General features: G+C 43.8%; 15 protein-coding genes. 6 read left to right on the top strand and 9 right to left on the bottom strand.

Features of this window, described 5'->3' with window-relative positions; genetic code table 11:
* The coding region (locus EWV66_RS18215; RefSeq protein ID WP_502705674.1) for an RNA-guided endonuclease InsQ/TnpB family protein at positions 1-544 on the bottom strand (544 nt) is incomplete at its 3' end.
* A 218-nt stretch (positions 545-762) separates the two neighbouring features.
* Here EWV66_RS18215 and pdxA point away from each other — a divergent pair.
* Positions 763-1,791, top strand: a complete 1,029-nt coding sequence (gene pdxA, locus EWV66_RS18210) for a 4-hydroxythreonine-4-phosphate dehydrogenase PdxA (RefSeq protein ID WP_072924284.1) — start codon at positions 763-765, stop codon at positions 1,789-1,791.
* 23 nt (positions 1,792-1,814) lie between these two features.
* A complete protein-coding gene (locus EWV66_RS18205) occupies positions 1,815-3,179 on the top strand; it encodes an NAD-dependent succinate-semialdehyde dehydrogenase (RefSeq protein ID WP_052277334.1) in 1,365 nt (454 codons plus the stop codon).
* Between the two features lie 567 nt (positions 3,180-3,746).
* Here EWV66_RS18205 and EWV66_RS18200 read toward each other — a convergent pair.
* The 5 genes from EWV66_RS18200 to lysA form a co-directional block, all read right to left on the bottom strand.
* A complete protein-coding gene (locus tag EWV66_RS18200) occupies positions 3,747-4,862 on the bottom strand; it encodes a hypothetical protein (protein ID WP_072924281.1) in 1,116 nt (371 codons plus the stop codon).
* 130 nt (positions 4,863-4,992) lie between these two features.
* Positions 4,993-5,307, bottom strand: coding sequence for a DUF1825 family protein (locus EWV66_RS18195; RefSeq protein ID WP_002738222.1), 315 nt, complete (start codon positions 5,305-5,307; stop codon positions 4,993-4,995).
* Between the two features lie 242 nt (positions 5,308-5,549).
* A complete protein-coding gene (uppS, locus tag EWV66_RS18190) occupies positions 5,550-6,299 on the bottom strand; it encodes a polyprenyl diphosphate synthase (RefSeq protein ID WP_002757028.1) in 750 nt (249 codons plus the stop codon).
* Positions 6,296-7,216: a diadenylate cyclase CdaA gene (cdaA, locus tag EWV66_RS18185; RefSeq protein WP_072924279.1), complete on the bottom strand. Its 921-nt coding sequence runs from the start codon at positions 7,214-7,216 to the stop codon at positions 6,296-6,298. Before cdaA ends, uppS begins: the two co-directional genes overlap by 4 nt.
* A gap of 21 nt (positions 7,217-7,237) precedes the next feature.
* Positions 7,238-8,641, bottom strand: coding sequence for a diaminopimelate decarboxylase (lysA, locus tag EWV66_RS18180; protein ID WP_052277332.1), 1,404 nt, complete (start codon positions 8,639-8,641; stop codon positions 7,238-7,240).
* Between the two features lie 33 nt (positions 8,642-8,674).
* Between lysA and EWV66_RS18175 the strand changes: the two genes are divergently transcribed.
* Entirely contained in the window at positions 8,675-8,830 is a 156-nt protein-coding gene (locus EWV66_RS18175; protein WP_158499366.1) for a hypothetical protein, read from the top strand.
* Positions 8,831-8,869: 39 nt separating this feature from the next.
* Entirely contained in the window at positions 8,870-9,595 is a 726-nt protein-coding gene (locus tag EWV66_RS18170; protein ID WP_052277331.1) for a GUN4 domain-containing protein, read from the top strand.
* Positions 9,596-9,631: 36 nt separating this feature from the next.
* Here the strand turns inward: EWV66_RS18170 and thyD are convergent, their stop codons facing one another.
* The 3 genes from thyD to petM form a co-directional block, all read right to left on the bottom strand.
* Positions 9,632-10,579, bottom strand: a complete 948-nt coding sequence (thyD, locus tag EWV66_RS18165) for a thylakoid membrane protein ThyD (RefSeq protein WP_002767243.1) — start codon at positions 10,577-10,579, stop codon at positions 9,632-9,634.
* A 186-nt stretch (positions 10,580-10,765) separates the two neighbouring features.
* The gene (gene psb28 / locus EWV66_RS18160; RefSeq protein ID WP_002789257.1) at positions 10,766-11,125 is read right to left on the bottom strand and encodes a photosystem II reaction center protein Psb28; all 360 of its coding nucleotides are present in this window, start codon (positions 11,123-11,125) and stop codon (positions 10,766-10,768) included.
* 105 nt (positions 11,126-11,230) lie between these two features.
* Entirely contained in the window at positions 11,231-11,344 is a 114-nt protein-coding gene (gene petM / locus EWV66_RS18155) for a cytochrome b6-f complex subunit PetM (protein ID WP_002731506.1), read from the bottom strand.
* A 292-nt stretch (positions 11,345-11,636) separates the two neighbouring features.
* On the opposite strand from petM, the gene EWV66_RS18150 reads away from it, so the two are divergent.
* On the top strand, positions 11,637-12,158 hold the full coding sequence (locus EWV66_RS18150; protein ID WP_002789258.1) for a DUF192 domain-containing protein: 522 nt from the start codon (positions 11,637-11,639) through the stop codon (positions 12,156-12,158).
* Positions 12,159-12,521: 363 nt separating this feature from the next.
* Complete coding sequence (locus EWV66_RS18145) at positions 12,522-12,716, top strand: DUF2949 domain-containing protein (RefSeq protein WP_002732568.1); 195 nt, start codon at positions 12,522-12,524, stop codon at positions 12,714-12,716.
* Positions 12,717-13,041: the final 325 nt, after the last annotated feature.

Below are 13,041 nucleotides of genomic sequence, written 5' to 3'. Positions count from 1 at the left end.
GTTTATGGTATTCTTGCCGTTCTACGTCAATCAAAAACTGGCAATAATAACCGTCAGCACGTCTAACAACTCTTACCCGTTTAATCTGTTGCTCTGAATAATAAACTAAGGTTTTTTGATTACACCATAAATCAAATTCTCCTGCTTTAAAACCATCAGTGAACTTGATTTTACGTCTATCATCAGATAGTTTGTAGCCTGTTAGTTTATACTCAACCGAACGGCTATGCTTTTTGAACCGAGGAAAACCCTTTTTCCCCGGTATCTTAGCATGACAATTCTGGTAAAACCTATTAATTGATTGCCAGGCTCTATCAGCAGCCGATTGACGAGCTTGAGAGTTTAATTTATTAACCCATGGTGTCTCTTTATTGTTAGCTAGTACCGCACAAAGCTTTTGAAGATCATTCCGGGTTGTCCCCTTATTGTCCATCCAATAACGAACACAAGAGTTACGCACAAACTGAGATGTCCTAATTGCTTCATCAAGCCGGTGATATTGTTCTGGTGTCCCGTTTTTTAGCTTGGCTTCTACGACTAGCATTGATTAATCCAAATGGTAGAATTAAAATCGTGCTTCGCAGTCAATATCCTGGTCGGATTTCATCCCCCGCAAAGGTTGATGTCTTGTCGAAAAATTTAGCGGGGGCATTCATCCGACATTTTAGGTAAACTGAAGATTGTTTACTGATTTATTCCCTCCTGATAATTGTCAACGATGAGATTAATCGGGAGAATTAGCAATATTGACGGCCAAAATTTATGGAATCCGCCTATTTTATTCCCCGTCTAGTTATCCCCGTCGGTGATCCCGCCGGAATCGGCCCTGAAGTGGTGTTAAAAGCGATCGCCGATTCCCTAATCTCGTCTATTTGTCAGATTACTCTAATCGGCACCAGAACGCTTCTCGAAAAAGCCTATCACGATCCCCATCTCCTCGATCGCTTTTCTCTGATCGATTTGCCCTACAATCAAGAAAAAATCGTTTGCGGGCGTGGGGATGCCCATAGTGGTGAAATTAGCTTTCTTTACCTGCAAGAAGCCATAAAACGCACCCTCAAGGGCGAATTTGATGGTATTGTCACCGGTCCGATCGCTAAATCCTGTTGGCAGTTGGCAGGTTATGATTTCCCCGGTCAAACGGAGGTTTTAGCTACCATGGCGGGAATTAACCGTTATGGGATGCTATTCGTCGCTAAATCGCCTCAAACCGGCTATAACTTACGCACTCTCCTCGCCACTACCCATATCCCCCTGCGAGAAGTTCCTGATGCTCTTAACCCCGATCTGATGACCCGAAAATTAGACCTATTGATCGAGTCTTTAAAGCTAGATTTCGGCATCGATCGCCCCAAAATCGCCATATCCGGCCTTAATCCCCACAGTGGCGAAGCGGGAAAACTGGGAAGGGAAGAAAAAGACTGGTTACAGCCTTGGTTGCAGTCAATGGGACAAAAATACCCGCAAACCCAATTAATCGGCCTTGTCCCCCCCGATACCCTTTGGGTGGAACCCGGACGCGCTTGGTTTAGCGGTGCAGGGCAAACCGCCGACGCATATCTGGCATTATACCACGATCAGGGTCTAATTCCCGTGAAATTAATGGCTTTTGACTGTGCTGTTAATACTACCATCGGTTTACCTTTTGTTCGCACCTCTCCAGACCACGGGACGGCTTTTGATATCGCCGGTCTTGGCATCGCTAGGGCCCAGAGTATGCAAGCGGCGATCCAATTAGCGATCGAATTATGTCAGCAGCGGGACAACCGGAGAACTAAACTAGAGATATAGCCCTCGATAGGAGACAATTGGATATGGGTATCGCTTCAGTTAACCCTGCCACGGGAGAAATTCTCAAGACTTTTACCCCTCTAACCTCGGAGGAATTGGCGGCGAAATTGGCCCTAGCTGAGGCGACTTTTCAGCAGTATCGCCGCACCGCCATCAGTGAACGGGGACAGTGGTTACGGCAAGCGGCGGACATTTTGGAACGGGATCAAGTAGCATTGGCTAAAACCATGACTTTAGAAATGGGGAAACCAATCAAATCAGCGATCGCAGAAGTCCTCAAATGTGCCTTGGTTTGTCGTTTTTATGCCGATAATGCCGCCGGTTATCTGGAAGATGTGCTGATTACCACCGATGCTAGTCGCAGTTTTGTCCGTTATCAACCTTTAGGGGTGATTTTAGCGGTTATGCCCTGGAATTTCCCTTTATGGCAAGTATTTCGCTTTGCTGCCCCCGCTTTAATGGCGGGAAATGTCGGCCTACTCAAACACGCTTCTAATGTCCCCCAATCAGCTTTAGCGGTGGAAAGAATTTTATTAGAAGCCGGTTTTCCCGAAGGTGCTTTTCAAACTCTCTTGATCGGGGCCGATCGCGTTAGTGATTTAATTAACGATGAACGGGTAAAAGCCGCCACTTTAACCGGTAGTGAACCGGCGGGGATGAGTTTAGCAGCCGCCGCAGGAAAACAGATCAAAAAAGTGGTTTTGGAGTTGGGAGGTAGTGATCCTTTTCTCGTTTTAGATAGTGCCGATATCGAGGCGGCAGCGGCTACGGCAGTGACGGCGCGATTGTTAAATAATGGTCAGACTTGTATCGCTGCTAAACGGTTTATTGTCATGGAAACTGTCGCCGATCAATTTGAACAGTTATTAGTGGCTAAATTCCAAGCTTTAAGAGTGGGTGATCCCCTCGATGAAACTGTTGATATCGGTCCTTTGGCCACGGTATCGATCGTCTCGGAAATTGCCCATCAAGTCGAAAAAACCGTCGCTATGGGTGGTAAAGTCCTTGTGGGGGGTCAACGTTTAGAGGGAAAAGGTAACTTTTATCTACCAACGATTTTAACCGATATTCCTGTCGGTTCTCCGGGGGAAAAAGAGGAATTTTTTGGACCGGTGGCTTTACTATTTCGAGTCAAAAATATCGATGAAGCGATCGCTTTAGCTAATGATAGTCCCTTTGGTTTAGGTTCTAGTGCTTGGACGAATAACCCCGCAGAAATTGAGCGTTTAATTACCGAAATTGAGGCCGGTTGTGTGTTTATTAACGGTATGGTTAAATCCGATCCTCGCTTGCCCTTTGGGGGTATTAAACGTTCTGGTTTTGGACGGGAATTAAGTGTCGAAGGTATTCGCGAATTTGTCAACGTTAAAACTGTTTGGATTAAGTAAACCAGTAGGGTGGGTTAGCAACGCGTAACCCACCACCATAACCAAAATCACCCACCACAATTGTCGGTGCGTTACGCTATCGAAGAGCGCACCCTACGGATTAAAAATATATATGCCGCGCATTTTTGATAATATTGAGTCCCATTTATTGCCAATTTTACAGAAAAGTTTATTAGCAGCCCAAGGGGCTGATTTTTGTGTGGGTTATTTTAATTTGCGTGGTTGGCAGTAACCTTTACACCTTTAATACCTTTGACCTTTATGATGAGCTAAGGCCATTTGATCATAAGAAATGGGTGATACTCTTTTTAATCTTTGTCCTCACTAATAGATAAAAAAACAACAAGAAAGGGAAGAGAAATTAAAATTATTAATAAATAAATCAAAAAATTTAGGTCTCGACTATTATATTTACAAAAACGAAATAACCCATTTTCAAATTGATTCCACAATCGGTAAATTCACCTCAAAGCTGAGTCAATTTTTCTAGATTCAAATCTTACTCTAAGTTTCATTTTTAAAGTATCTAAACTTGTGTTAATAAACCTTGGAAAGTGAAAAGATACATTAATAGGTTCTCACTAAGGATTTATTGACACTGGCTTCAATTTGATAAATAGAGGAAAGGACGCTACCTTGATGATTATTGACTAGATCATATTTGACTTCTTGTAAATAATTAAAAATGGCATCCCGCAGAATTGGTTTTTCAATGTTTACCGTGTGCTGATAGTCCCATAAATCCCAAATTATCAAACCAATTCCCACGATTGGATCTATTAATTCTGCCCCAAAACTACTCGCTACTGCTCCACCAGTTTTAGTGGCAATTTTCGCCCCCGTTTTTCCCGCTAGGGACAAATAAACTGTGCTGCCCACTTTCATCACTGGGATCAGAGATTTAACTCCCAAAGCAGTGGCACCACCGACTAAAAGTTTAATTGATGTGTTAGAAATATTGCCCTCGGTATCTTGAATTGTTATGGCTATATCACCAAGATAACGATCCCATTTGCCTTGGGGAATTTGATAACTGGCCTGAATATTCTCTAATTCATTGCTTAAATTACTGACATATAAATTAACGGCATCCCTAGTAATTCTCTCTAGACGTAATTGGGCCTCTTGGGGACGAATTACCCGTTTAGTAAACTCGGTTTGAATAGTTTTGGTCAAATTTTCTGCCACCACCTGTTCCGGGGGTGGATTATCTGTATTGACCCAGTGAGCGATCGAGGAGTATAATCCGCTTAAAAAGGCCTTACCCTCAAATTGTTTTTGATTGAAATAGTTAAAATACCAAGGCAAAAAACCCTGATCTACTCTTGTCATCAACTCCTCCACCCATCCCTCAATTTCTCCTAGGGCAAAGCTTTGAGAATTGGCTCTCGCTGTCTGTAAAGCTTGGCTAATTTCTCGATCGATTTGACTGTTAGATTTTTGGGGTATAGTGATGGGAATCTCTAGGTTAGTTTCGGTAGCAACCTTAGTTTTTAATGGTTCGTTGCTGGCAGTTCCTAGCCAAATTTTCCCTAAAAGAGGCACGATAACCACTAGAACAACTATAGCCCAAATTAACGGGGTTATCGCCTTAATCAGTTGACTGATCGCCTGAATGCGGTTAGTTTTTTCACTATACTGAGGTGGCTCAATATTCTCTTGTGAATCTGGCCTGGAGTTCATCAGCTAACCTACTTAAAATTATTAGATCATCGTTCTCGAAAAACCGCAGAAACCCCAAATTTCTGAGCGGTAAACTGGAGAGGCCATTATCGGGCAAAAGACAGCCAATACCCGATAAATATCGGCAATTTTAGCGAATTTCTGCCTTCATCCGCTCAAGGGTTTGCTGCATTTGGTCGAACATCATTTGCGGAGTCATGCCAAATTGACCTAATTGGGTTTTTAGCTGTTCTACGGTCATTTGGGCGGAAAAATCCTCAGATAACTCGAAACGCTTCATAAATATCTTGTAGCGTTCCATTAACTCCTCCATCCTATCGATAAAGATGATTTTACCCTCTCGATCGAATTTCCCGTACTCGCTGCCCAGTTGTGTGAGAGACTGGTAATCCTCAAATAGCTGTCTAGCTTCCTGTTGAACCACTTCTGAGTCAAAGAATCCCATAATCTTAAAACTGCTTATCATCGATAGTTATTCTCCCCCCTATTTTATTTTAGCCGGGGAAAAAGTCTAGCTGCAGCCGGTTTACGGATTACCGTATTGGGGAAATCGAGCAGATCACAAACGACCTCTCGTCGCAGTTTAACCGTTGCCCTAGGGAGTAATTTAAGATTAAAAGTGAAAAATCAAAAATTGTCCTTTAACTGCTCCACAGTGGCTATTTCGCTAAATTTGGGCTGCAGGCTCTATAATTTGCCAAAACGACGATGACGACCCTGATAATCTTTTAAAGCGCGGTGAAATTGCACTCGATCGAAATCGGGCCAGAGGGTGTCAGTAACATAGATTTCCGCGTAGGCCATTTGCCATAGTAAAAAATTACTAATTCGCATTTCCCCACTACTGCGAATTAACAGGTCTGGGTTAGGAATCCCAGCAGTATAAAGATACTGTTCAAAGAGAGATTCATCGATCGCTTCTGGGGAGACTAAACCCTGTTGCACCTGACGAGCGATCGCCTGACAAGCTTGCACGATCTCCTCTCGGCCACCATAATTAGTAGCCACCGTAAATTGAATACCGGAATTTTTGCTAGTTTCTGCTTGAGATTTAGCAATTTCCCGTCTTAAAGACTCTGGCAAGGCTGATAAATTACCAATAAAGCGAATTTTGACATTTTGCTGCATCATTTCTTCTAATTCCCGCCGCAAAACCCGCTCGAATAGAGTCATTAAAAACTCTACTTCCTCCAGGGGACGACCCCAATTTTCCGTCGAAAAAGCATAAGCAGTTAAAGCGGGAATCCCCCAGTCGCGACAACAGCGCAGCAAGTCTTTGAGTGCATCTACTCCCCGTTGATGGCCCATAATCCGGGGTAAACCACGATTTTTCGCCCAACGACCGTTCCCATCCATAATCACTGCGACGTGCTGAGGCAAACGGTTTTTATCTAAATCCGTAGGTAATTCTGGTGATAAGCTCGGTTTAACAGTCATTTTCTATCTTTCGGGGTTGCGCTGGGCGAACGGGAGAATTTTTCTAAGATTAGACGACCTTTTAAGCCAATTGTACGCCCTAAACGTCCCCAACTCGGTGCGACCACTTCCCCCTCTCCCGACGGAGAAAACTTCGCTTCGAGCAGCTCTTTTAGTTTACTACTGGTTAAAGGCCGATCCAAATTACCCCCCGACGCGAGGGAAATCGAGCCAGTTTCCTCAGAAACCACAATACAGATACAATTATCTAGCCTTTCGGTAATGCCCATGGCTGCCCGATGACGGGTGCCTAATTGCCTAGAGGTACTGCGCTCCGATAGGGGTAGAATAACACCAGCGGCCACCACTCGATCGCCGCGGATAAAGACGGCCCCATCGTGCAGTAAAGTTTTAGTTTGAAAAATAGTTTGAATTAATTCCTTAGATACTTCGCCATTTAGCGTCACCCCCGGATTGACAAACACCTTGGTGTCGAGATTGCCACTGGTTTCTAATACCATCAGCGCGCCGGTGCGATTTTGAGATAGATCCTTCACCGCGTCCACTAACTCATCAATGACATTATCGGTCTTGGGAGTGGGGGAACTTTTTTTAAATAATTCCCACACTTGACCTTTGCCCAATAATTCTAAAAAACGGCGGAATTCTGACTGAAAAATCACAGCGATGGCCACGGCCGACCCCAAAATCAATTTTTCTAGGACTAACCCCAGCAAGCGCAATCCTAGGGCATCGCTAATCACCGAGGCCAGCATTAAATAGATTAGTCCCCGCACCATCCAAAAAGTACGCCGCTCGCCGATAATTAGCAGCAGCATATAGGTAAGGAGGAGAACTAACCCAAAGTCTAGCAATGACAGACCATGGCTGAGAATCCAGGACAATAACCGGCGAGGGTCCAGAAAAAAACCCGACATGGGGGACAATGGCGATGAGGTTTACATCAAGGAGAGTCGAGTGGGTAGGCGGTCTTGACGCAGCAGAGCCGCCAGATTTTCCCGTTCGAGGATCAGATTAGCTTCTCCATTTTGGACAATTACCGCCGCCGGACGGGGTAAGCGGTTGTAATTAGAAGCCATACTGTAGTTATAGGCTCCCGTGGCTAAAACCACTAAAATATCCCCCGGGTTGGTTTTCGGTAGCGCAATATCCTTAATTAGAATATCGCCAGATTCACAGTGTTTTCCAGCTATTGTCACCACTTCCTGACATTCTTGACTCATTTTATTGGCGACCACGGCCCGGTAAACCGATTGATAGGTAATCGGTCGGGGATTGTCGGACATTCCGCCATCGACGGCGATATAGGTGCGGATTTCGGGGATTTCTTTGCGATTACCCACTGTATAGGCCGTTACGCAAGCGGTGGCAATCAGAGAACGTCCCGGTTCGGCAATGAGCAGCGGATAAGCGATACCTCTTTCCTGACAAGCTTTGGCCACTGCTAAGGACACCGCTTGCACCCATTCCTCGATACTTGGGGGGTCATCACTTTCGAGGTAGCGAATTCCTAAACCACCCCCGACGTTTAATTGCTGTAGGGGTAAACCCCGTTCTAAACCTAATTTAAACCAATCTGCCAAGACAGCGGCTAAGTCTTGGTGGGGTTGACGTTCAAAAATCTGGGAACCGATGTGAGCGTGTAAACCCAGACAATTCAGCAGCGGATGAGCTAAAACATAGTCAAATACCGCTTCGATTTGATGAGGGTCAAAACCAAATTTACTGTCTAAGTGACCCGTGCGAATATATTCGTGGGTGTGGCACTCGATGCCGGGGGTTAAGCGCAAGAGGATCGGAATAGGGGTATCAGGACGGTTTTCGCCTAATTTAACCAGATTTTCTAACTCTAGCCAGTTATCAACGATAATAATGCAGTTATGCTCGAGCGCATATTCTAACTCGGCGCTCGATTTGTTATTACCATGAAAGTATATCGGCACAGCGGTTTTATTGATCTGGTCTAAAGCGGTTAACACCGTGTGAATTTCTCCGGCCGACACCACATCAAAACCTAATCCCTCCCTAGCGACCACGGCCGATACAGCCAGACAATTCCACGCTTTCGAGGCATAAATTACCCTAGATTCTCCGGGATAATGAGTCTGGAAACCTTGCAGGTATTGACGACAGGCAGTGCGGAGGGTGACTTCATCGACAATATACAAGGGTGAACCGAAAAGTTCCACTAGGGTGGTCACATCACAACCACCGATTTCTAGACAATCGCGGTTATTAACCTTGGCTGTCAGGGGGAACAGGGTTTGATTCGGGGATAGACAATCTTGATAGGCTAAATATTTTTGTCCGGAATTGTTGATTTTAGGTTCAGTTGATAGCATGAGCGGTGTTTTTTGTCAATAAATCGATAAATTTTGTTACAATCTCCGCGCATCCCCGATTCAGTTGAGGGAATTTTGACCGTCGGTGATCTAGATAACCAAAATAGTTCTCTCTTTCAGTGTACGATCAACGACCCGCTAAAAATCCCTTTTTTGTCAGGAAAAAATCGAGCAGCCACCCCGAAATAGTGGTAATAGTATTGAAGGAGTGGTCTTAAAAGTGATGATATGACTGACCAGAATGGCGTGTTAGTAGAAGAACAAAGCGAGGATATTACCCGTAAGATGAGTCAATTAGCCACCGAGTCGCCGAAAAATCAATTACAGATCCTGACACAATTAGCCGGAACCGGAGAAGGTGGCCTAACCGTATTGAGAGATTTTTTATTAGCCGAGCGCCCCACTCCTGTTAATCTGGTGACAGGTAAGGCTTATCAATTGCTCTATCAAGATAATAGCGCTCAGAGCCAGGAATTTTTAGCTAATTATTTCCCCACGGGTATTGTTCCCCTCGATAGTGCTAAAGGTATCGATTATCGACTTTTACAGGAATTATTGGCTAAACAGGATTTTCAAACTGCCGATAGTCTCACCCGTCAAAAACTCTGTGAATTAGCAGGAGAAGGAGCAATACAGAGGAAATGGGTCTATTTTACGGAAGTGGAAGCTTTTCCCAAGGTTGACATTCAGACTATTGATCATCTTTGGTTAGTTCATTCGGAAGGAAAATTCGGTTGGTCGGTGCAGCGCAAATTATGGCTCGGTGTCGGTCAAGATTTCCCGAAACTCTGGCCGAAAATTGGCTGGAAAAATGGCAATAATTGGACAAAATACCCGCAGGAATTTATCTGGGATTTAAGCGCTCCCGTCGGCCATTTACCCCTGTTAAATCAACTGCGCGGGGTGAGAGTGGCCGCCTCTTTATTCTCCCATCCCGTCTGGAGTGAAAAATAGATTGAGAACACTGGGGCCGGCTAGGGTATCATCTTTCTACATTTTCGGGACAATTTCCTCTAAGGCCGCTTCTAGATTAGGATAACGATAGTCAAAACCGATCGCTTGAGTGGCTTTTGGCAGCACTTCTTGACCTTCTAAGACGATTTTTGCTCCTTCTCCCAAGAGAATTTCCAGGGCAAAATCCGGCACTGGCAACCAAGAAGGACGCTTCATTACTTCCCCTAAAATCTGACAGAATTCTTTCATCCGGACGGGATTGGGTGCAGTAGCGTTGAAAGTACCGTTAATTTCTGGGCGATCTAGACAATAGATAATTAAATTAATTAAATCATCCCGATGAATCCAAGAAAACCACTGACGACCGCTGCCAATCGGACCGCCGGCAAAAAGTTTGAAGGGTGGGATCATTTTCCCTAAAGCACCCCCATTGCCTAAAACAATACCCGTGCGAAGAATGACTAAACGAGTGCCGTAATCTTTAACTTTTTGGGCGGCTGTTTCCCACTTTTTACAGACATCTGCTAGAAAATCGCCACCGGGAGGGCTATTTTCGTCAAAACTAGCGGTTTCACTGGTTCCATAGTAACCGATCGCCGAGGAGTTAATTAAAACTTTCGGTTTCTGGGCGGCAAGTGCGGTCGCAACGCGCTCGCTACGCGAGATCGCCTCGACAATTTTCTCGGTGCCGATTTGCCGACTAGCGACGATTGCTCGTTTTGCTTCACCGGTCCAGCGTTCCGAAATCGGTTCTCCCGCTAGATTAATCACTGCGTCACATCCGGAAATCTCTTTTTGCCAATCCCCCGATTCTGTGGCGATATAGGGAATAATCTCTATCTTAGGATAGATTGACTTTGGGTACATTCTTAGGGCTTTATCGGGATTGCGAGTCAAAATTAGGATGTCATCGCCGCGATCATAGAGTTTGACCACCAATCGACTACCTACAAATCCCGTCGCCCCAGTAATCGCTATTTTCATGGTTTCTTGACTAAATTTATCCTTATTTTAGCTGGTTTTTAACTATCAGAATTCAGGAGTTGAGAGTTGGGGTTTTAGGGTTTTAGGGTTTTAGGGTTTTAGTTGAAATTTCCCCATTCCCCTATCTCCCCACACCCCACACCCCACACCCTACACCCTACACCCTACACCCCATCACCCCACTTCTCACTTATCCTGATAACCCATCCCGTTAGCTGCCGCGTAACGATTCATAAAGCGCATAAAACGCTCCCAGTGTTCATCGGTGATTTCAAAACCACATTCTACCCGTTGAATTTCATCCCCTTCATCTCCTCCAAAAATAAACTTAGTCGAGTTGGGAATAACTGTAATCACTCCTTCCTCATCGGTGAGACGGAGATCGCCGTAGGTACGGGTGGTGAAACTTTGGAAACGTTCGATCGCTTTCAGGGTTTTAAAAGTCATCAGGACATTGCGAATCCCAGTACTTTTATTTTTGCGGAGACTAACACCGCTTAATTCTTCTGATAAACCGACAAAAAACTCGATCGTGGGAGTGGTCATAGGTGTGGGTAGAAAATTTTAGTTATTGATTTTTTCTTAATTACTTTTGAAGGGAAAAAAGTAGTTCATGATTACTAATAAAGTAACCATGAACCGAAAAACAAGCTATTCCGCTTCTCCACCTTGGATTTTGAGGAGGAGAAAACCCCAAGCTAATCCGACGAGGACGAGAACGATCGCCACGATCGGCCCATTAAATAACATACTTTCCGCGGTCATGGTGATTGCTCCTGAGCCTACAATAATCGATCATATAGATAAGTGGTATTTTAACCCACGAAGGCGATCGACTGCAGCCGGACTGGGGCAAAATTGAGGGGGAAAATCGGCAAATAAATTTGAGAACTTTCCTAGTATATACGTTCTAACAATCCTCAAGGAAGGATGCTCACCCCCATGCTAGATATTTTTAATACTATCTTTATATTTTTTGTCGCCACTTTGTGTTAATCTCTTATCTGCTTAATTCTCCACTTATCCTGGGAAAATTAAGTATTGATAACTATTGGTGATGACCGGTAAAAAATCATTTATGCTCAAGATTAAGTTAATATTATTTTTAGGTTTGTTGCTGCTGAGTTGTCAATCGACTAATCTCAATGGTAATAATAGTTCGATGGCTCAGATTACGACTGAGAATCAAGGGCAAATATTACCGATCACGGCCAAAGCAGATATTAATGGTGAGATGATTGAGTTAGAAGTTGCTCAAACCAGCGAACAACAGGCCAAGGGTTTAATGTATCGCTCGTCTTTGCAGAAAAATCGCGGTATGCTATTTCCCTTTGCACAACCTCTGGTGGCCCGGTTTTGGATGAAAAATGTCTCGATTCCTCTAGACATGATTTTTCTAAAAGATGGTATAGTGAAAGCAGTTTTGCTCAATGTCCCTCCTTGTGCTGTGGATCCTTGTCCTGTCTATGGGCCAAACACCATGGTTAATCAAGTGATCGAACTAGCTGGGGGTCGAGCGAAAGAATTAGGAGTGAAAGAAGGAAATAAAATTAAGATTGAGTTTATCTCAAGACCTTAATTTTTGAAAATGGTGTTAACTTTCTTATAAAAAGTGTCCCTTGTCTGGAAATATAAGTATGGCTGTTATAAGCTATTACGCATTTATACTGTTTAAGATATAACCATATCGATTAAGATTTTTATAGTCTATCAAGTTATAGATTGAATAATCTTTACCCTTGCTATAGATTAAACAGAGACAAAATTCTACTGGAGCTAACGGGACTATTTGTAAGAGAGCCAGCGATTTTTAGAAAAGCACTCTCTATCATCGAGATAGCTTAGATACAGAAAAACGGTCCCAGGACTAACTGTCCTTGAAACCGATCAGGTGGTGTTTTATTGAAATTACGAGATATACTATTGAGGAAAAAGTACCCCCATGTCCACGATTGCCTATTCCCAATTCCGACAATTTCTACAAGAGGAATTGTCCCTTCCCCAAGAATCGATCGCTATGGCCGAGCGCTCGATCCAATCTGATAAAATTCATTTACCGATGATTCTCTGGCAGTACGGTTTAGTGACCTTGGAACAATTAGACAAAATTTATGATTTTCTCGAAGAGGTAGTATAATCTTGCAATTGCTCACTATTGACAAGGAGAATAATTGCCATGGTTGCTCATAGTTTCTGGCACAATTTGAAAATTCCCATCTTAAAAACTACCAATCATCACTTGAGAAGTGGGTTTAAATAACCCACTTTTTTAATAGCTATACAATTGAGAATTATCGATTAACTGTTCAGTCCATGAAACCCCATGACCAATTTGCCAAAAATTACCTTGAACAATTACTTTCTCCCCTGGGAACCGTCGAAATCAGCAAAGAAGTCAGCGACGAAACCCGACAGATAGATTTATTTTTTTCCCCCAATCCCGAACCCAACCCCGATTATCT

This window comes from Microcystis sp. M_OC_Ca_00000000_C217Col, assembly GCF_007095585.1.
In the GTDB taxonomy this organism is placed as follows: Bacteria; Cyanobacteriota; Cyanobacteriia; order Cyanobacteriales; family Microcystaceae; genus Microcystis; species Microcystis panniformis.
This window is presented reverse-complemented; position numbering and strand designations above follow the sequence as displayed.

What these genes read in the sequence shown, in the direction of transcription:
- pdxA (WP_072924284.1), top strand. Translation starts at nt 763, where the DNA reads ATGGAATCCGCCTATTTTATTCCCCGTCTAGTTATCCCCGTCGGTGAT.
- EWV66_RS18205 (WP_052277334.1), top strand. Translation starts at nt 1,815, where the DNA reads ATGGGTATCGCTTCAGTTAACCCTGCCACGGGAGAAATTCTCAAGACT.
- EWV66_RS18200 (WP_072924281.1), bottom strand. Translation starts at nt 4,862, where the DNA reads ATGAACTCCAGGCCAGATTCACAAGAGAATATTGAGCCACCTCAGTAT.
- EWV66_RS18195 (WP_002738222.1), bottom strand. Translation starts at nt 5,307, where the DNA reads ATGGGATTCTTTGACTCAGAAGTGGTTCAACAGGAAGCTAGACAGCTA.
- uppS (WP_002757028.1), bottom strand. Translation starts at nt 6,299, where the DNA reads ATGACTGTTAAACCGAGCTTATCACCAGAATTACCTACGGATTTAGAT.
- cdaA (WP_072924279.1), bottom strand. Translation starts at nt 7,216, where the DNA reads ATGTCGGGTTTTTTTCTGGACCCTCGCCGGTTATTGTCCTGGATTCTC.
- lysA (WP_052277332.1), bottom strand. Translation starts at nt 8,641, where the DNA reads ATGCTATCAACTGAACCTAAAATCAACAATTCCGGACAAAAATATTTA.
- EWV66_RS18170 (WP_052277331.1), top strand. Translation starts at nt 8,870, where the DNA reads ATGACTGACCAGAATGGCGTGTTAGTAGAAGAACAAAGCGAGGATATT.
- thyD (WP_002767243.1), bottom strand. Translation starts at nt 10,579, where the DNA reads ATGAAAATAGCGATTACTGGGGCGACGGGATTTGTAGGTAGTCGATTG.
- psb28 (WP_002789257.1), bottom strand. Translation starts at nt 11,125, where the DNA reads ATGACCACTCCCACGATCGAGTTTTTTGTCGGTTTATCAGAAGAATTA.
- petM (WP_002731506.1), bottom strand. Translation starts at nt 11,344, where the DNA reads ATGACCGCGGAAAGTATGTTATTTAATGGGCCGATCGTGGCGATCGTT.
- EWV66_RS18150 (WP_002789258.1), top strand. Translation starts at nt 11,637, where the DNA reads ATGACCGGTAAAAAATCATTTATGCTCAAGATTAAGTTAATATTATTT.
- EWV66_RS18145 (WP_002732568.1), top strand. Translation starts at nt 12,522, where the DNA reads ATGTCCACGATTGCCTATTCCCAATTCCGACAATTTCTACAAGAGGAA.